Source organism: Rhodobacter xanthinilyticus, from assembly GCF_001856665.1.
Classification (GTDB): Bacteria; Pseudomonadota; Alphaproteobacteria; order Rhodobacterales; family Rhodobacteraceae; genus Rhodobacter; species Rhodobacter xanthinilyticus.
This window is the reverse complement of the sequence record NZ_CP017782.1, coordinates 174,193-193,005: the sequence shown is the minus strand read 5'-3', so window position 1 is coordinate 193,005 and position 18,813 is coordinate 174,193. Positions and strand designations below refer to the sequence as shown.

Below are 18,813 nucleotides of genomic sequence, written 5' to 3'. Positions count from 1 at the left end.
GCGCCCGTCGTCAAATTGTGCGTGTGGATTCACCCGCTTTTTTTGCTGATACACCCGCACAATCACATTCAATCGACGCCCTTCAGAAGCTATGACGGATCATGAATTCGCGCACAGAGAGTAACTGACCCGATGGCATTTCTCCCCTTCGCGGCGATCGAACCGGATCGGCCCGACATGTTGATGAAAAACGTCTTTTACGGATTGAAGGCGCCTTACGATTATCTGTCCGGCGCGAAAAAACGGATGGAAAACCCTGACAACCTTCCTCACGCGGACTGGAGTGCCGAACAAAAAGGGCCAACGTTCGAGCCGCGAACGCCGAAGCAGTCGAAAGAACGGCAAGACACACCACTTTCGCGGAAAGCGAGCGAGGGTTTCTGGGTGCGTCTGACGAAACATGATGGTGCGGAATTGTCCGATGCGGAAATTCGGCTCTTCACCGACCCCGAGGTCAGAAAAATCTCATGGATCGACGCGCCGTTCCAAAAGAGCGGCATGAGAAAGCCGAAATTTGTGGAAATCGACGTGCTGGCGCATGACCCCGATGAAGGGAGGTTGCATCTTGCCGCATTGCCGCCTGCGGGCACGATCCTGGCGCTGCGTCCGAACACCTACCAGCTTCGCAAGCAGCTCGAAGCGATCGCCGCCCTTCAGAACTGCCCGGATCCGGCCCATCTGCCGCTGCTACGACTGCTGCAGCCAGAGCAGTCTGCCAACTGGCCGTCCATGTTGCGAGAACCTGAGCCAGATTGGATGGTCCTGACAGATCCCGATCGCCCCGGCGCGTCCGAGCAGCGCGACTTCGTGCGCCGCGCCCTGGCCACTCCTGATTTTGCATTGATGGAAGGTCCGCCCGGATCGGGCAAGACCACGGTGATCTGCGAACTGATCGCGCAGATGGCACGCAGGGGCAAGCGTGTGCTTCTTTGGGCACTGTTGCAAATAGTCGGTGGTGATAAACTTATCATCCCCTTTTGCTGATGGAGCTGCACATGAACCCATTCAAAGGCCGGCATTTTCAGCGTGACATCATTCTGTGGGCCGTACGCTGGTACTGCAAATACGGCATCAGTTACCGTGAGCTGCAGGAGATGCTGGCTGAACGCGGAGTGAATGTCGATCACTCCACGATTTACCGCTGGGTTCAGCGTTATGCGCCTGAAATGGAAAAACGGCTGCGCTGGTACTGGCGTAACCCTTCCGATCTTTGCCCGTGGCACATGGATGAAACCTACGTGAAGGTCAATGGCCGCTGGGCGTATCTGTACCGGGCCGTCGACAGCCGGGGCCGCACTGTCGATTTTTATCTCTCCTCCCGTCGTAACAGCAAAGCTGCATACCGGTTTCTGGGTAAAATCCTCAACAACGTGAAGAAGTGGCAGATCCCGCGATTCATCAACACGGATAAAGCGCCCGCCTATGGTCGCGCGCTTGCTCTGCTCAAACGCGAAGGCCGGTGCCCGTCTGACGTTGAACACCGACAGATTAAGTACCGGAACAACGTGATTGAATGCGATCATGGCAAACTGAAACGGATAATCGGCGCCACGCTGGGATTTAAATCCATGAAGACGGCTTACGCCACCATCAAAGGTATTGAGGTGATGCGTGCACTACGCAAAGGCCAGGCCTCAGCATTTTATTATGGTGATCCCCTGGGCGAAATGCGCCTGGTAAGCAGAGTTTTTGAAATGTAAGGCCTTTGAATAAGACAAAAGGCTGCCTCATCGCTAACTTTGCAACAGTGCCCCTGCGTGCGCTGCTGCCATGTCCACTACCTGACGCCGGTGATGGTGATGGCCTCGCCGGAGCGGGAATTTCTTAACCTCGACGAATTTAGACGATCGGCGGGCGAGGGGATGTCGTGGCAAGGTCCGCCTTGCGCTGCTCCGCAAGGGCGACACCAGCGGGTTCGTCGGCGGCCACGCCTAGCGCGACCGCAACCAAGCGTCGAAAAAGTATACGCTCGTCACCCGCCGTCTCCTGTGCTGAGAGTCTCAGGCCGATCGGCCGGCAGGGCTCAATGTCAGCAAACGCGTGATGAGCGGTGGCCTTCAACAGTGATAAGGCGGCACCAGAGAAAAATCACTCAGGGTCAATGCCAGCGCTTCGTTAATACAGATGTAGGTGTTCCACAGGGTAGCCAGCAGCATCCTGCGATGCAGATCCGGAACATAATGGTGCAGGGCGCTGACTTCCGGTGCCAGCAGATATTTTGGCAGTTTGCCTTGGATCAGAGCCATCTGACGCAGGGCTAGTGCAGCCGGATAGTCAATAGCTACCGGCAGCGGTGCGGACTGTTGTAACTCAGAATAAGAAATGAGGCCGCTCATGGCGTTGACTCTCAGTCATAGTATCGTGGTATCACCGGTTGGTTCCACTCTCTGTTGCGGGCAACTTCAGCAGCACGTAGGGGACTTCCGCGTTTCCAGACTTTACGAAACACGGAAACCGAAGACCATTCATGTTGTTGCTCAGGTCGCAGACGTTTTGCAGCAGCAGTCGCTTCACGTTCGCTCGCGTATCGGTGATTCATTCTGCTAACCAGTAAGGCAACCCCGCCAGCCTAGCCGGGTCCTCAACGACAGGAGCACGATCATGCGCACCCGTGGCCAGGACCCAACGCTGCCCGAGATGCGCCGCGTGCGGCTGCTGGAGATGGCGGACGCGATGGATATGTTCTGCCAAGGGTTGGTTTGCGCATTCACAGTTCTCCGCAAGAATTGATTGGCTCCAATTCTTGGAGTGGTGAATCCGTTAGCGAGGTGCCGCCGGCTTCCATTCAGGTCGAGGTGGCCCGGCTCCATGCACCGCGACGCAACGCGGGGAGGCAGACAAGGTATAGGGCGGCGCCTACAATCCATGCCAACCCGTTCCATGTGCTCGCCGAGGCGGCATAAATCGCCGTGACGATCAGCGGTCCAATGATCGAAGTTAGGCTGGTAAGAGCCGCGAGCGATCCTTGAAGCTGTCCCTGATGGTCGTCATCTACCTGCCTGGACAGCATGGCCTGCAACGCGGGCATCCCGATGCCGCCGGAAGCGAGAAGAATCATAATGGGGAAGGCCATCCAGCCTCGCGTCGCGAACGCCAGCAAGACGTAGCCCAGCGCGTCGGCCGCCATGCCGGCGATAATGGCCTGCTTCTCGCCGAAACGTTTGGTGGCGGGACCAGTGACGAAGGCTTGAGCGAGGGCGTGCAAGATTCCGAATACCGCAAGCGACAGGCCGATCATCGTCGCGCTCCAGCGAAAGCGGTCCTCGCCGAAAATGACCCAGAGCGCTGCCGGCACCTGTCCTACGAGTTGCATGATAAAGAAGACAGTCATAAGTGCGGCGACGATAGTCATGCCCCGCGCCCACCGGAAGGAGCTGACTGGGTTGAAGGCTCTCAAGGGCATCGGTCGACGCTCTCCCTTATGCGACTCCTGCATTAGGAAGCAGCCCAGTAGTAGGTTGAGGCCGTTGAGCACCGCCGCCGCAAGGAATGGTGCATGCAAGGAGATGGCGCCCAACAGTCCCCCGGCCACGGGGCCTGCCACCATACCCACGCCGAAACAAGCGCTCATGAGCCCGAAGTGGCGAGCCCGATCTTCCCCATCGGTGATGTCGGCGATATAGGCGCCAGCAACCGCACCTGTGGCGCCGGTGATGCCGGCCACGATGCGTCCGGCGTAGAGGATCCACAGGACGGGTGTGGTCGCCATGATCGCGTAGTCGATAGTGGCTCCAAGTAGCGAAGCGAGCAGGACTGGGCGGCGGCCAAAGCGGTCGGACAGTGCTCCGAGAACGGGTGCGCATAGAAATTGCATCAACGCATATAGCGCTAGCAGCACGCCATAGTGACTGGCGATGCTGTCGGAATGGACGATATCCCGCAAGAGGCCCGGCAGTACCGGCATAACCAAGCCTATGCCTACAGCATCCAGGGTGACGGTGCCGAGGATGACGATGAGCGCATTGTTAGATTTCATACACGGTGCCTGACTGCGTTAGCAATTTAACTGTGATAAACTACCGCATTAAAGCTTATCGATGATAAGCTGTCAAACATGAGAATTCGCGAATGAACAAGCTCCAACGCGAGGCCGTGATCCGAACCGCGCTCGAACTGCTTAACGACGTGGGCATGGAAGGTCTAACGACGCGCCGACTGGCTGAGCGCCTCGGGGTGCAACAGCCAGCGCTCTACTGGCATTTGGAAACGGCGGTGCAAAATTAGGCCACGGTAGCGGCGGGATCGTCTCGCTGCGGGCGGAGTAAAATCCTGCCACTTTTCCCTTCTTGCGGCAGCAGGGAGGGTGGGGAGATTTATACCGTGGAACTTTACAAGAAGGTTCGCTTGGCGTGTGCCGAGGGCATGAGCGCGCGGGCGGCGGCGAAGCATTTCAACATTTCGCGCGGGACGGTTGAGAAGATGTTGGCCTTCTCGGTGCCGCCTGGCTACCGGCGGGACAAGCCGATCAGGCGGCCGAAGCTGGACGGGTTCACCGAGTTCATTGACGCCTGGCTTGAAGCCGACAAGGCGGTGCATCGCAAGCAGCGTCATACGGCCAAGCGGATATGGGAACGGCTTCAGGCCGAGCATGGCTTCACCGGCGGCTATACGATCGTCAAGGATTACGTGCGTGAGCGTGAGCGGCGGACACGGGAGATGTTCGTGCCACTGGCCCATCCGCCGGGCCATGCTCAGGCCGATTTTGGCGAAGCGGTCGTCGTCATCGCCGGTGTCGAGCAGAAGGCGCATTTCTTTGTCATCGACCTGCCGCACAGCGATGCCTATTTCGTCCGGGCCTATCCGGCGGCGACGGCGGAGGCCTGGATAGACGGGCATGTCCGCGCCTTTGCCTTCTTCGGCGGGGTGCCGCAGTCGGTGCTCTACGATAACGACCGCTGCCTGGTCTCGAAGATCCAGCCAGATGGCACGCGCATCCGCGCCACGCTGTTCAGCGGCTTGCAGTCGCATTACCTGTTTCGGGATCGCTATGGTCGGCCCGGGAAGGGGAACGACAAGGGCGCTGTCGAGGGGATGGTCGGCTACGCCCGCCGCAACCACATGGTGCCGATCCCCCACTTTGCCAGTTGGGACGCCTTCAACGCCGACCTTGAAGGGCAGTGCTGCGCACGCCTCACGCGCATTCTTCGGGGTCACAAGGAGACGATCGGCGAGAGGCTGCAGCGCGATCTGGCGGCGATGCGCCCATTGCCTACTGCCCCGTTCGACGCCTGCGACCAAGCGAGCGGCAGGGTCAGCTCGCAGTCGCTCGTGCGCTATGACACCAACGATTACTCGGTCCCGGTCGCCTATGGCCATCAGGATGTCTGGATCCGCGGCTATGTCGATGAGGTCGTGATCGGCTGTCGCGGGGAGGTGATCGCCCGACACCCGCGCTGTTACGATCGCGAGGACATGATCTTCGACCCGGTTCACTACCTCCCGCTGATCGAGCGCAAGATCAATGCCTTGGACCAGGCTGCGCCTCTGGCGGAATGGGACCTGCCCGAAGAGTTCCAGACTTTGCGCCGCCTGATGGAGGCGCGCATGCTCAAGATGGGGCGCCGCGAGTATGTGCAGGTGCTGCGGCTGCTTGAGACCTTTGGCATGGATGACCTGCATGCCGCCGTGAAGAAGGCCCTGAAGCTGGGCGCGGTCGGCTTTGACGCCGTGAAGCACCTCGTGCTTTGCCAGGTCGAGAAGCGCCCCCCAAGGCTTGATCTCGATGTCTACCCCTACCTGCCGCGGGCGAACGTCGAGACGACGCGTGCGGCCAGCTACATGGCCTTGATGTCGGAGGCGGCGGAATGAGCGAGGCTCCGAAGATCCTGCTTGCCCACCATCTGAAGACGCTGAAGCTGCCCACCTTCCTGCGGGAACACGAGAAGGTTGCGCGCCAATGCGCCGCCGAAGGGTTGGACCATGTCCAATTCCTGTCGCGCCTCGTTGAACTGGAACTCATTGACCGCGAGCGGCGGATGGTCGAGCGCCGCATCAAGGCTGCGAAGTTCCCGGCCACCAAAAGCCTCGACAGCTTCGACTTCAAGGCGATCCCGAAGCTGAACAAGATGCAGGTGCTGGAACTGGCGCGCTGCGAATGGATCGAACGGCGTGAGAACGTGATCGCCCTTGGCCCCAGCGGAACCGGCAAGACCCACATTGCCTTGGGCCTCGGGTTGGCGGCCTGCCAGAAGGGCATGTCTGTCAGCTTCACCACCGCCGCCGCGCTGGTCAACGAGCTGATGGAGGCGCGAGACGAACGTCGGCTGCTGCGCGTCCAGAAGCAGATGGCTGCCGTCAAGCTGCTGATCATCGACGAGCTCGGGTTCGTGCCCCTGTCAAAGACCGGCGCCGAGCTGCTTTTTGAGATGATCTCCCAGCGCTACGAGCGCGGTGCCACGCTGATCACCAGCAATCTGCCCTTCGATGAATGGACCGAGACCTTCGGCACCGAGCGGCTGACCGGCGCGCTCCTCGACCGGTTGACCCACCACGTCAACATCCTCGAGATGAACGGCGAAAGCTATCGCCTCGCGCAAAGTCGCGCGCGCAAGACCGGCGACAACACCTGATCCAAAGTATCAGACTTGGACCTGACGGTCCAAGGCGGCCAGTCACCCGCAAGCTATATGGAGAGCGCGGCTGACTGGCCGCCGCCCATCAGCCGCGTCTCGCGCAAACCCAAAGTGGCCCAATTTTGCGCCGCCCCGTGGCCCAATTTTACTCCGCCGTTGACACTTTGAGGGGTGGTTTGAAGGTCTGCGCCTTTTTCACCTCATCTCGAACTTCGTCTTCTGAAAGAAAATGGCCATCGCTTTTCAATTTGCATTGGATGCCAACTTGCCAATCGGCATTTCCGTCGCGAATGCCGAAGAGATCGACACCGTTCTGGCGCTGACCACGTCGGCCATTCCGCTGAACCGCAGGATCATTGAGAATGCCACACCACAATACCACAGACGCACGCTCAAACGCCTGCTCATCTGCGGGCCTCGGAATTTGGGTGGCGGCGAGCAATGACATCCGAAACCTTCAGAGCAAATAGCCGACATCATCAGAAGACTGGGTCCGCTGGCGGTCAAAGACCAGTTCACGGTCGCGATCCTTTTTCAGAACGCCAGGTTGAGATCAGATCGACCAGCGCGGATGCGATGGAGGCAGTGGAGCGGGCGTTAGAGAGGACGGTCCCCTCTAACGCTTGGAGAACGGTATAATTTCTCCCGGCATACTCTGGTCGGCGTTCTTCTGCGGGCCCGCCTTCAGGGTTAGCTGGACAATACTCGCCTCGCCCTTGTTGAACCATCCACTTGGCAGGCAGGACAAATTCTCGATATCTGCGGGGTGCATCGTAAACTCTTCTGCAAGCAGCTGAGCTTTCGTTCTGGTCCCAGAATCGACAATGAGATTGAGCGCATCCCGCAGCAGACTTGGCTCGGGGATCGGCCATTCCCGGTCCATCGGCTCTTCCTTTTGCCAGCCCCTGGCCGAATAGCTCTTGTGGAGCTGCGTCGCGTGATGGTCCGGAATAACATCCAGATCCTTAAGGCGCCGGATCTGGGCTTTGACCGAGACGCGCCATTTTTCCTTGAGCGACAGCAAGCCAGCAAGGGAATAGTGTTTCACCTCATAAACATAGGTGGTCGCGGGCATCAGGAAGGCGCTGGCGAAGCGGAAAGCCTGACGCTCGATCTCTTTCAGATCGGCCTTCAGTTCTGCCTCAGTCACCCCTCTGTGCAAAACGGCATGGCCAAGCTCGTGGGCGGCGTCCATCTGCCTGCGCGGCAACGACATCTTGTCGCTCGCGAGCAGGATATGGGGGCGCTCCTCTCCTTGTGACCAGCTGCAAAGACCGTCCAGCTTGGATGTGCCCATCTCGATCGAGCCAACCACGATGCCGATCCGCTCAAGCACTTCCAGCACATTCAGGCACGGGCCTTGGCCCAGATTCCAATGTGCCCGCAGATCTTGTGCGATACCTTCGATGTCTTCGTCGCGGAGCTGCTTGTAGGTCAGCCCCTTCATTACGTTGGGAATGTCGACCTCGGGGAAATCCACGTAGTGCTGCAGCGTCGACGAGATCTCCTGGAGCCACTGCATCTGTGAACCCTGATAGGAAGTATCGCGCTTTAGCGCACTTGCATAAGAGCGCGAGAACATCGGATGGTCACTGACATGCATCGGCCGCAGGAAATACTCCCTGCGCACCCGCAACTCACGAGCCAGATCGCTCAAAGCGTCTACATCAGGCGCATGTATGCCATTTTCCCAACGTGAAACGGCAGCCGGGTTCACCCCCAACATCCGGGCCAGTTCCGTCATACTCAGAATGCGGCGGGCCGCCCTGATTTCTGAAAGGCGTTCCGGCACAAAACCGGGCGTTCCTACGCGCATTTCTTCCTCCTGTCGGTATCAAGGATACCGATCACGCTGTGCCGTCCTCATCCTCCACCTGTGTCGGCACTTCGGGAGGAATATAGGGCGAAACCTTCTTCTTCAGGCGCACCAAGCCGACTCTGCCTGAAGCTGGCGGCGAGGGAGGTGCAGTTTCGGGCGCATCGGCCTCATCCGACAGGAACTTGTCAAGAGGCTCATAGAACAGAAACTGCTCATACAACGAATCGATGACGCCGATGGCAATTTCTTCAATTTTTCCAGACTGCTCCCGATCTCGCGCGACAAGGAAAAGCGCAAATATGTCGCCAATTTTCGGTCCGGTGCCATCGAAGTCGAAGTGCGGCGTAAGGCCGAAGTTGACGGTAACCCCTGCAACGCGTGAGCGGTTCTTGACCGGCAGCTTGTTGCGTTCCGGCATTGCGGCAAGGCCAAGGATCACGCCAGGTTCACGGCCGCCAAAACGCCGGAAAGGCTGGAACACCTTCAGGGTGGTTCCGGGGATGACAGCGCCAGCCAGCGGCTCACCGCCATGCAAAGCGCAGACGTCCTCGAACGCATGCTCCCAGATGTGAAAGCGCGCTTGGCCTTCAAGCGCCCGGCCACGTTTCGTGTCCAAACCCGAATAATCACGGACCATCTGGAACGCCTTGACGGAGCCGGCCCCTGCGCGATCCTCGAGATCGAGAAGCAAGCCGCGCGGCAGCAACCGCTTCAATCTGTCCACAGCCATTCCTGCACCCTATCATCTCTGGCGTGATTGCGTTATGGAGGATTTATAGCTTTATTTTTTGCGTTATGCAAGGCCTGCCGTGATGGCGTGGCCGGGCGGACGAGATCGATGAGCCCGCTTCGGCCATCCCGATGCCGGGATTGAAGTCAAAGATTTATTGTTTCGCTTCACTGTTGTCCTGAAGCATGTCGCCAGTCCTTAATTCAATGGTGGCGGTAATTTTAGTCGGTAGTTTTCGCCATGGTATGATTTCGCTTCGGCACGCCCAAACGGCTGCTCCGACAGTTTGCTGCGTTTACCGCGCCGCACTGCCGCAAGTCGGCTTTCCGCCCTCAACGTCGGTCGGCTCCGGATCAAACTTTCAAGAGATCTAGCAAAGGATCGAAGGCATAGAGCGCTGCCCGGCGTCCCGAGGCGGGTTCGATGGTCCGCAGCAAGCCAGCCTCGACGAGGCGGCGAGAGAGGGCGCGGGCCGAGGAGGCGGGGATCCCGGAGCGATCGACGAACCGGTCGTTGCGGAAAATCGGACTGGCGAAGACGAAATCAAGCGCCTGATCATGGAACTGCGAATTCAGGACCTCCCGGAAACGTTCGCGCATGGCGCCGTGCAGCCCGAAGATGGCATCCGCCGTTCGGATGTTGACGCAGGCCTGCTCATGCATCGCCTGAAGAAAGAAGATGACCCAGCCGGTCCAATCACGGTTGGCGGAGACGGCGCGCATCCTCTCGATGTATTCGTCCTTATGCGCCTCGAAGTAGCCGGACACGAAGAAGTTTGGCTGTCCCAGAATGCCAAGCTTCCAGAGCATCAGGGTAATCAGCATCCGACCGATCCGGCCATTGCCGTCTTCGAACGGGTGCAGCGCCTCGAATTCGACATGTGCCGCGGCGGTCCGGATCAGAGGCCGCAGCTTGCTTTCCGTCATGAAACGCACGAGTTCCGTCATCGCCGGTGCGAGGTGCTCGGGCGCGATCGGGACATAGTAGATTTTGCCGCGCCTTTCGTCGCCGATGTAGTTCTGTTCGGTCTTGTAACTGCCCGGGTGTTTCTGAGCCCCCCGACCGAAGGACAGAAGTTGCTGATGTGCGGTGCGGATGAGGTGCTCGCTGAGCGGTTCCCCCTCGGCAAGGGCCTGGCTCGCATTGCGGAGCGCGCGCGAATAGAGAAACGTCTCGACATCGTCATTGCGCGCTTCTCGGTAGGGATCGGTGCTGCCCGCGTCCTCCTCTGCCTCGAGCCTGTAGAGTTCTTCGATGGTCGAGATCGTTCCCTCCATCCGCGAGGAGGTCACGGCGTCCTGGCGACGCAGGGGGGCGAGGAAGAGTTCGCTGTTGACCATGCCCGACATCTTGGCGTCGTATCGCGCGAGGGAAGCCGCGGCATCCTCGGCAGGCCCAAGCAAGGCTTCATAGTCGAGGGCGGTCGGGGGAAACTCGCCTGAGTGGTAGGTCACGGCATCGGCGAGATCATAGGTTTTGGCGATCATTTTTGCCCCGATTCTGTTGCCTAACTTGCTTGATGCTAGGGTAGACACGCCAAGATGCTTAGGCAACAGAATTTGGCCAAATCCTGACATCAAGCGCATTTGACGATAGACGGTTGTCAGCAACCTAATTCGACGGCAGTTCGGGGCTGAATTTCGTTGCCTAAATGCGTGCGGCCCAATTCGACTTGGAGACCGAACCCGTGGATTTCATCATGGAACCTACGGCCGCGCGGAGTTCACGGCCGGGCTCTTCTTGCCCCGAGAGAGGGCAGACCCGACAGGGTGGAGCCAATGTTCTTCGCACGCGAGCGCTGCCAGCCATCGAAGTTTCGGAACTGAGCGCGGCGTCAGCGTCCAGTTTTTGCCGTTCCACTCGGCAACACTGAGAAAAAGCGCAGCAAGGAATGGGGTTTTCAATGGCCGCTGAGTGGTCGTGAAATCGCGTGCCTCATGGCTGCGAGATTCAGGCGCGTAGATTGCACATACGACCGAGCGGACCAGAAGCAGGACTGTATCACGATCGCCACGTCGGATCCGGTTCCAGCGCGTCGGTCCGGCCGGAAGATCGTCGAGCAACTCCAGGCGCAAATCGTCTGCTGCGCGCCGCTCGCGCGCGGGAAGCCATTGGCGGTTATCGGGTGAGAGAGCGAGAGCCCGCTCGATCCACGCACTGCGGGGGTCATCGGTGGATATCCCCGACAGTTCATTGCGCAACATGGCGCGCAGCAACCGGCGCGCCAAGATCGGGTCGTTGCGCAGTTTGTCGAGGCTCAGAAGCAGGCGCGGATCGACGGTTTCGCCCGCCTCAACCCGATCGGCGAGCTGAGAAATGAACCCGCGCCAGCGCGCGGATTTCGACCGCAGGTCCTGCTTCGGCCGGGGAAGCCCCCACCAGTCACGCAGTCTCCAGGCGTGTTTGTGGCGCAAGAGTCTCAGGGCAAACTTGCGCTCGAGCCACCAACGACGCAGCCGGAAGCTCCGGCGCTCAAGGGTCTCTGCCGTGATGACTTCGAGTTCCTTTTGCCTGCGCCGATTCAGAAGATCGGCGCCCGAGGACCGCAAACGCTCGACCATGCGATCGAACCGGTCGGGGTCTGGTGGCAGCGGAAAATCGTGCTTTCGGCACCAGTTGATCCAGATACGATGATGCCCCGCCGCCGTGTTCGTCAGGGCCTGCAACTCCACCCAAAGCTCTCCGGTGCCGACGGTCCCGAACCCCTCGATATCAAAGATATTCATCCCGAGCGTGAAGGTTCGGGGCTCGCCCGAGGGCAGAAGGCGGCCAAGAAGATGGATCTTGTCATTGTGGTGGCGACGTACCTGATCGAGGCGGAAAACCCGTTCTTTGCCGTGATAGGTGAACCGCAAGATGGCCTGGCAGCGGTCAATCAAAATGCCGTGCAGACCCTCGGTCGGGATTTCGGGGTAAGCGAAGAGCGCACGGGCAATTCGGCGCGCCATGAGCCAAATGCGGAACTCGAGCCAGTTGGGCCATCTGCCGCCGAAAGCCCGCACAATCCGCAACCCGCCCCTGACCCGGGCTTCGCGCCGCTTGAGCAACCAAAGGCGCCTTGGAGCCTGGGGGCACGCAGGATCGTCTGCGGGGGATTGCCGCGCGCAATCGCACGCTCCATCAGCCAAAGTCCGATCCGCTCGCGCGCCAGCAGGCGGCCGAGAAGGTTGAGCGGTCGATAGACGCCGTTACGGCGTGTCACGCGCATCGGGCGGAGCCAGAACTCCACCTCAAGGTTGGGGCGCTTGCCACCGGTGACCCGCGCCACCCCCGACGCTGGCAGATACGGGAACCAGATCGACCTGAACGTGAGGCCTTCCGGCTCAAGCGACTGTCGATCATCCTGGGCACCGATACGAACCCAGTCCCCGGGGATCGGAGGGCGATCCAAGGTGAGGGCCTTTTCAATCAGCCGATCAAGTCGCGATCTGGAAACGGGCGCCATCGGAAACCTGAACAAAAGGAACCCTGTCAGATTGCCTGATCGCGGCGTGTGGCGCCAGCCTCACCCGGTCATTTCGGAGATCCGCTTCGAAAACTTCGCCATCCGCGCCAATGCGTTTTCCTGCGATGGCGTCAGAGCTTCGAGCCCGAACTCGGCGGTGATATCCTGGGTTTTTCCCGTTCCCCCTGAAGCAATCTTCTCTGCGGTTTTCGGAACTGCGGCGGGCGGCGCTGGTTCGGGAGCAATGGGATAGTCGATCTTGCCGAGACTTGCGAGCCGACGTTCGAGCGCCTCCATGCGCTCGACAAGCCCGAGAACCTTGGCGCTCTCGCGCGAGGGATAGGGCAGGGGGCCAGTTTGCGCGTTGAAGAGCGACAGAAACGTCGGATCCTCGAAATAGACGATACGGCTGACCAAAAGCGGGTTCTGCCGTTCGGGGATCAGGATCGCCTGATCCGGGCTGAGGCGGCGCACTTCGTCCGGGGTCAGAAGCGGGCGCTCCTCCATGCGGCGGCTGACCGAGCGGCGCTGCACGAAATCCCGATCCCGCGACAGGCTGTCGGAGACCGCGAGTTTGGTGGTCTTGCCGAGCGCGTCCGAAATCTCTCCGGCGGTCTTCTTGTCGTTGGCGGCGAGATAAAGCTTCATGCCAGCGGCGGCTTCAAGCGACAGGCGGACATTCTCGCCGTAAATGTTGTCGAGGCCAGGGATCGACTGGGTAATGATCGAAACCCGTGCCCCATGCCCTGCAAGTTGCTTGAGGGCCTGTTCGACGATCGGCATCGGGCCAAGCTGGTCGAATTCATCAAGCAGCACCATCATGGGCCAGGGCTCGGTCTTGGGGGAAGGCATCGTGGCGCGCATCGTGGCGATGAGTTCGCCGAAGAAGAGCCGCACCAGTGGTGCCAGGGTGCGGATGTCATCGGCATTGACCACGACATAGATCGACATCGGCCGCTTGCGCAGATCGGCGAAGGAGAAGTCGTTGCCGCCCGTGGCGCGATCGACAGCCGGGTTGTTCCAGAGCGTCATGCCCGCCCCGCCGAGAACGGAAGCATGCGAGGAAAGCGTGCGGTCGGAATAGCCCGCGAACTTGCGGAAGGTCTGCGCGGCGTTCGGGTGTTTCACCTCAAGCGCGTGCTCGGCATAGACCTCGGATGTGGCGCCCTGACCAAAGAGGATGCGGCTGATTTCGCCGATGGTCGGGCGATTGCGCTCGATCGCCAGAAGCCCTGCCGCGACGAAAAGCTCTCGGCCCTCGGTCAGGAAATCGCCCGCCGTGCCTTTGTCGGAAACGGTCAGGAAATAGTCCGAGATCTTTGAAAGCTCGGTATAGCGTTGCTCGGGATTTTCGATGCGGGCGACGCGCTCGAGCGGGTTGTAGCGATGCGTCGGGTGTTCGAAGTCGAAAGGCGAGAAACGATAGACCTCGTCGCCCTGGGCCTTGCGGTGGCGCGAAGTCGCCTCGAAGATCTCGCCCTTGACGTCGAGGATCACGCAGGAGCCGTTGAAAAGAAGCGTGTTCGGGATCACATAGCCCACACCCTTGCCGGCGCGGGTTGGCGCCACGACAAGACAATGCGGAAATTTCTCGAAGGTCGCGCTGACATAGGGCGCGGACTTCCGCGGCGCCCTCAGCTTGCCGAAAACGAGCCCTGTGCCAAGCGGCTGCAAAAGACCGTTCTTGCGCATCTCCCGGCGGGTCTGGAATTTTGCCTGCCCATATTCCGTGAGCTGTTGGCTCAGCGACAGCACTGCGGCAGCAAGACCGAAGACAACGGTGGCGCCCCCGACGATTTGCCATGGGACAATCCAAGGCGGGGTCAGCAGTCGCCCAAAGCCCGGAAATTCGCTCAGAAGCACGAAGATGCCGGTCGCATTCGGATCGCGGCCGAGGATCAGGTTCAGCACCACGCCCCCGGCGATGAGACCGACGATCAACCCCGTGAAAAGTCCGAGCGGCAGGAAAAGGAGAATGCGCGGCACGATCAGAACTCCAGTTCGCGTTCGAGCTTGCGGATCGGGGCGGGTTGGGTGTGGTCCGCTCGGTCGCTTTCCAGACGGCGCTCGGCGCGTTCGGCCTCCTGCACCGTGACGCCAAGCGCAGGATGTTCCTTCGCCGCGAAAAGGATGGCCTTGGCGGCGGCCTCACGCGCAGAGGGTTCCGCAAAATCCTTCGCCAAGGCCTCGGTCCGGCCCTGCGCAATATCCTCGAGCACATTCTCGCCATAGCGAGCGCGCAGATCGGCACCAAAGGCACCTGCCTGCTCTTCCGTCCGAAACGAAACCGGTTCCTGTTGAGTCTGAAACGCCGCCATTTTATGAAGGGTGGAAAGAAGCGGATCCAACTCACGGGACGCCGCATCGGAGCGGGTGGCCTCGATTCCCCGAGCTGCCCGCTCAATAATCCGATCCGTAATGTCTGATGCGTGCTCGCGGCCCTCTTCTTTTCCGAGGTCGCGTTTGTGGCGCGCTGCAATCTCGCGGACGTCGGATCGATCTGGTGCTGCCTTTTCCAAAACGGCTGCTTCGCTCCGGCCGCGTTCCGTCCCAAAAGCGGCAGAGGCTTCGGCGGCGATTTCCTTCATCTCGGCCCGCAAGTCGGTTTGCTCCGCTTTGGGCAATTGGTCGATCTGCGTGCCGACCTCCTTCACCCAGGCCGAAATCGCCTTTTCCGGGCTTTGCCAGTTTTCAGCCTGTGCCTCGCGATCCGCGACATGGCGCAGGAGGACCCGATTTTCTGAGAGATGCTTGGCCAAGGTCTGGCTGAGCGGGCTGTCATCGGGGAACCTTGCGATGACCTCGGGCTCTCCGGCGCGGTCGAAGGCCATGAGGGCGAGAGACTCGCTTGGCAGGAAGCCCCGCGATCCTTCCCCGTCCACAAACCGCCCTGTTCCGATCGTGGCTGTCGCATCGGAGATATGCGCCCCAACAGCTTTTCGGAACGCGGGATCCTCGACGAGTTGCTCCGCAATCGCCCGGGTGACGGGGGTGTCACGGTCGAAACTCACAACCAATTGGGCGTCTTTGCCCGCATAGATCGCCGCCTCGGGGCGGGCAAATTCGGGGCGGGCCTCGTGCGTGATCAAGACCCCCTTCGGGATCGCCGCCGGGCCATCCGCGGCCTCTCGCGCCACGGCTGCGTCCCGAGCAACCGCAGCTTCCACCCGCTCTTCGCCGCCTTCGTAGAATTCATAGGCGTATTTCATCGCCTCGGATGCGGTCTCGAAGGTGCGGGCGGAATGCGATAGTTCCTTCTCCCCGGTTGGTAGTGCCGCCTCATAGCCGGTGTGAATTCCAGCCTCTGTCCCGATGGCGGCCGGGCGGAGATCGACGGACTGATCCGTGCGCACCCATTCTCCCGTCGCGAGGATCTCCGGCGAGCGGGTGGGTGCCACGTCTTCGTGCTCGGTCATCCGCCCCGTCGCAGCCAGTTGCACCGCGTTCGTCAGGGTAGGGCCGGGAGGGTCAAGGTCGGTCGCAGTGGACCACAGAGCTGCCGCCTTTTCGGGCTCGGTCCGCGCCAAGGCTTCGAGATCGGCAACAAGACGCCTGTCGCTGCGCACGGCGTTTTCCGCATCGGGCCCATCCCAAGAGATCTTGGAAAGCCGTTCAGAGAGCGAAGCTTCCATCGCGTTGAAATATCCTGTCCGGAACGCCCCGTCCGATGCATGCGAGTCGGGAAGGGATTTTCCGAACGTCTCCTCAGCCCCCGGTTCTCGGATCAAATGCGTAGCAGCCATCCGCCGCGCCTTGCCGTCTTCCAAATGCAAAACGTAGGGGCGCTCGGCCGGGTCGGCGCGGAAAAAGGCCGTGCCTGCCTCAACCGGGTCGGTGAATTTCTGCTCAGCCCCGCTCATTGTCAGGTGCAGCGCATAGGTTTCTTTCGGCCGGGAACCGGCTGGGTCAAGATCGTCGTCCATGATCACCTTCGGAAGAAGTTTTTGGGGGGCGCGCAGAAGAGGATGCCCCCTCAGTCGTCGAGCCCTGGGAAGTACATCTCCATGATGCCGCGCCGCTCGCCGTCACGGCCCATCTGCAAGATCACGTCTATCGAGCTTTGCAGGTAGCGGATCACCTCGGCAAACCCGAGCCGCGTGCCCTGCGCCATTACCAGAAGCGCGAGCCGGTCCATCGCCTTGCGGGCGGAATGCGCGTGCAGCGTCGTGAACGAGCCCGAATGGCCGGTGTTGATCGCATCGAGGAACGTCGCAGCTTCCGATCCGCGCAACTCGCCAAGGATGATCCGATCGGGTCGCAACCGCAGCGTGGCCTGCAAGAGCTTGTCGGCCGAGCGCGCCGAGCTGTCATCACGCTGCGCAATCAGGCTGACCGCATTCGGTTGGGCGGGCAACAGCTCGAGCGAGTCCTCGATGGTCACGATGCGCTCGTTTTCGGGGACGAGTGACAGCAGACGGCGACCGAGTTCGGTCTTGCCCGTGGACGTGCCGCCCGAGACGATGATGTTGAGCCGCTCGGTGACGAGCCGTTGCAAGAACGCGTCCACATCCGTGGCGCGCGCATCTTTCCGAATGCTTGCAACCATCTCGCGCCGTTCCTCTTCGAGCGATTTGACCTGCGCGCGCAGGAATTCAAACCAGCGCGGCGCGCGCTTGCCCTCGGCGTCACGCGCCCGAAACACCCGGATGCCGATCACGGTGCCCCCGGAGACCGCAGGGCTGCCGACAATCTGGCAGCGCAGCATCAAATTGCGATAGCGCACCGCAGCGGAAACGAGCGGCAGGGATTCGGTGAACGTATTCGAGGTCGAGTTCGCGATCTGCGCCGCGAGATCGCGAACTTCGCGCGCGGGCAGGGGCGGGAGACCCGCCCTCATCATATGTGTCGAGCCCGAGCGCTCAACCCAGATCTCGCCATCGGCGTTGATCGCGATTTCCATCACGCCCGGGTCGGAGAGCGCCGCATCGAGCTGCCCCAGATAGGTATCAAGATAGCTCATCAGAAAAACTCGAGATCGGTATCGACACGCACCATCACCACCGCGCCTTGATCGACGCTGATCGTCGAGGGGATGTTGAGATAGTCGGTCATCGCGTCGCCGACAGCATTGCCTAGATCGGTGCCGACATCCTTGGCCGTGTCCGCGGCAACCTCGTTCGAGGCGTATTTCGCGGCTGCCAGAGCAGGGACCGCGCCAATGACCGATATCAGCGCGGCTGAACCGAACCGTTCAAGAAAATGGGTACGCACTCGGCCGGAAAGGCCCGAGCGGCCAACCCGATCTGTGCCAAAGGCTGCCAGAACGACGGTCTGGCCATCGGTGGTGATCAACCGGTCCCAGGCAATCAGCACACGTCTCTGCCCCGGCGAGACATCGGAGTCGTACCGGCCAAAGAGCTTCGAGCCACGCGGTACCAGAACCCGCGTCATGTCGAAGGACCAGACATCGCGACTGACGACAGCAGAAACATTGCCCGCAAGATCGGTGTTGATCGCCGTTTCAAGTGCCGCCTCGATCACCGTGCCCTGAACGATCGTATGCGCGGGATTGGCGATCACCTCAGATTGGGTGGCGGCTGAAGCCTTGGCGCCCGCGCGCCGGAAAGCATCCGCCCCTGTTGCACCGGAAGTGCCGGCACCACTGCCGCTGCCGCCAGAGGACTCGTTTCGCAATGCAACCATGTCGGAATTGATCTGCGCAGCGCTGAGGGCCTTCGCTTCTTGCCGACGCCGCGCCAACTCTTCCTCGCGCGCCCGCACCGCCTCGGCCTCGCTGTCGCCCTGTACCAGCTTTGCGGTGTCAAGCTCGGTCTGAAGCCGAATGTTGTCTCGTTCGAGTTCCGCCCGCGCTGCGGCTTCGCTACGAGCATCGTCTTCGAGCTTCGCAATCTTGGCGCTGAGCTCCTGCAGCTTCGCTTCGTCGGGAACCGTGACCGGATTGGCCTTCAATGCGGCGATCTGCGCTTGTAGATCCACGATTTCCAATTTGAGGCGCTCCTCCGCGCTGCGGTCGGGCTTGATCGTCAGATCGGGCTTTGGGCGCGCAATGGTGAAACCATCGGTTCCGATCCCGTCCTGTTGAAAATCGCTCACCGATGCGGTTGCGATCGGCGGAGCGGGTGCGGGAGCTTCTGGCGCGGAAAGAGCCAACCAAACCCCGGCGCCGAGCCCTGTCACGGCGGTGACGGCCGAAAGCGCATAGGGGTTCACCCGCGCCGCTTCGGCTTTGGGTCTTGCGGCTGCATCCTCGCAAGGCGCTCGGCGAGCTTTTCACTCTCGGGAAGAT

At 60.7% G+C, this 18,813-nt stretch carries 15 protein-coding genes and 2 pseudogenes; 7 read left to right on the top strand and 10 right to left on the bottom strand.

Translation table 11 applies throughout. The annotated features are described in order from the left end of the window. Nucleotides 1-132: 132 nt before the first annotated feature. A complete protein-coding gene (locus LPB142_RS17775; protein ID WP_071167423.1) occupies nucleotides 133-984 on the top strand; it encodes an AAA domain-containing protein in 852 nt (283 codons plus the stop codon). Between the two features lie 11 nt (nucleotides 985-995). Further along, nucleotides 996-1,700, top strand: a complete 705-nt coding sequence (locus LPB142_RS17770; protein ID WP_001067855.1) for an IS6-like element IS26 family transposase — start codon at nucleotides 996-998, stop codon at nucleotides 1,698-1,700. Nucleotides 1,701-2,066: 366 nt separating this feature from the next. Here the strand turns inward: LPB142_RS17770 and LPB142_RS18785 are convergent. Beyond that, nucleotides 2,067-2,336: pseudogene (locus tag LPB142_RS18785) on the bottom strand (hypothetical protein); the annotation flags it as partial. 265 nt (nucleotides 2,337-2,601) lie between these two features. Here LPB142_RS18785 and LPB142_RS19985 point away from each other — a divergent pair. After that, a complete protein-coding gene (locus LPB142_RS19985) occupies nucleotides 2,602-2,730 on the top strand; it encodes a type VI secretion protein (protein WP_001260374.1) in 129 nt (42 codons plus the stop codon). Nucleotides 2,731-2,785: 55 nt separating this feature from the next. Here the strand turns inward: LPB142_RS19985 and tet(C) are convergent, their stop codons facing one another. Further along, entirely contained in the window at nucleotides 2,786-3,976 is a 1,191-nt protein-coding gene (tet(C), locus tag LPB142_RS17755) for a tetracycline efflux MFS transporter Tet(C) (RefSeq protein ID WP_001297013.1), read from the bottom strand. A 92-nt stretch (nucleotides 3,977-4,068) separates the two neighbouring features. Between tet(C) and LPB142_RS18770 the strand changes: the two are divergent. The 4 genes and pseudogenes from LPB142_RS18770 to LPB142_RS17740 all read left to right on the top strand — a co-directional run. Continuing rightward, nucleotides 4,069-4,206, top strand: a pseudogene (locus LPB142_RS18770) (TetR family transcriptional regulator); the annotation flags it as partial. A gap of 114 nt (nucleotides 4,207-4,320) precedes the next feature. Then, nucleotides 4,321-5,808: an IS21 family transposase gene (gene istA / locus LPB142_RS17750; protein WP_071165182.1), complete on the top strand. Its 1,488-nt coding sequence runs from the start codon at nucleotides 4,321-4,323 to the stop codon at nucleotides 5,806-5,808. After that, nucleotides 5,805-6,569, top strand: coding sequence for an IS21-like element helper ATPase IstB (gene istB, locus LPB142_RS17745; protein WP_071165181.1), 765 nt, complete (start codon nucleotides 5,805-5,807; stop codon nucleotides 6,567-6,569). The genes istA and istB overlap by 4 nt, the downstream gene beginning before the upstream one ends. 232 nt (nucleotides 6,570-6,801) lie before the next feature. Further along, nucleotides 6,802-7,017, top strand: coding sequence for a hypothetical protein (locus tag LPB142_RS17740; protein ID WP_071167422.1), 216 nt, complete (start codon nucleotides 6,802-6,804; stop codon nucleotides 7,015-7,017). Between the two features lie 171 nt (nucleotides 7,018-7,188). Here LPB142_RS17740 and LPB142_RS17735 read toward each other — a convergent pair whose 3' ends face one another. The 8 genes from LPB142_RS17735 to LPB142_RS17700 form a co-directional block, all read right to left on the bottom strand. Further along, the gene (locus LPB142_RS17735; protein ID WP_071167421.1) at nucleotides 7,189-8,388 is read right to left on the bottom strand and encodes a helix-turn-helix domain-containing protein; all 1,200 of its coding nucleotides are present in this window, start codon (nucleotides 8,386-8,388) and stop codon (nucleotides 7,189-7,191) included. A 31-nt stretch (nucleotides 8,389-8,419) separates the two neighbouring features. Beyond that, complete coding sequence (locus tag LPB142_RS17730; protein WP_071167420.1) at nucleotides 8,420-9,121, bottom strand: hypothetical protein; 702 nt, start codon at nucleotides 9,119-9,121, stop codon at nucleotides 8,420-8,422. 353 nt (nucleotides 9,122-9,474) lie between these two features. Further along, the gene (locus LPB142_RS17725) at nucleotides 9,475-10,608 is read right to left on the bottom strand and encodes a Fic family protein (RefSeq protein ID WP_071167419.1); all 1,134 of its coding nucleotides are present in this window, start codon (nucleotides 10,606-10,608) and stop codon (nucleotides 9,475-9,477) included. Between the two features lie 219 nt (nucleotides 10,609-10,827). Further along, on the bottom strand, nucleotides 10,828-12,168 hold the full coding sequence (locus LPB142_RS17720) for a hypothetical protein (protein WP_071167418.1): 1,341 nt from the start codon (nucleotides 12,166-12,168) through the stop codon (nucleotides 10,828-10,830). Nucleotides 12,169-12,626: 458 nt separating this feature from the next. Next, a complete protein-coding gene (locus LPB142_RS17715) occupies nucleotides 12,627-14,552 on the bottom strand; it encodes a type IV secretory system conjugative DNA transfer family protein (RefSeq protein ID WP_071167417.1) in 1,926 nt (641 codons plus the stop codon). 2 nt (nucleotides 14,553-14,554) lie between these two features. Beyond that, nucleotides 14,555-16,489: a hypothetical protein gene (locus LPB142_RS17710; RefSeq protein WP_071167416.1), complete on the bottom strand. Its 1,935-nt coding sequence runs from the start codon at nucleotides 16,487-16,489 to the stop codon at nucleotides 14,555-14,557. Nucleotides 16,490-16,539: 50 nt separating this feature from the next. After that, nucleotides 16,540-17,526 carry a P-type DNA transfer ATPase VirB11 gene (gene virB11 / locus LPB142_RS17705; RefSeq protein WP_071167415.1) on the bottom strand — a complete coding sequence of 329 codons (987 nt, stop codon included), beginning with the start codon at nucleotides 17,524-17,526 and terminating at the stop codon, nucleotides 16,540-16,542. Further along, nucleotides 17,526-18,737: a TrbI/VirB10 family protein gene (locus LPB142_RS17700; RefSeq protein ID WP_156894463.1), complete on the bottom strand. Its 1,212-nt coding sequence runs from the start codon at nucleotides 18,735-18,737 to the stop codon at nucleotides 17,526-17,528. Before LPB142_RS17700 ends, virB11 begins: the two co-directional genes overlap by 1 nt. Between the last annotated feature and the right edge of the window lie 76 nt (nucleotides 18,738-18,813).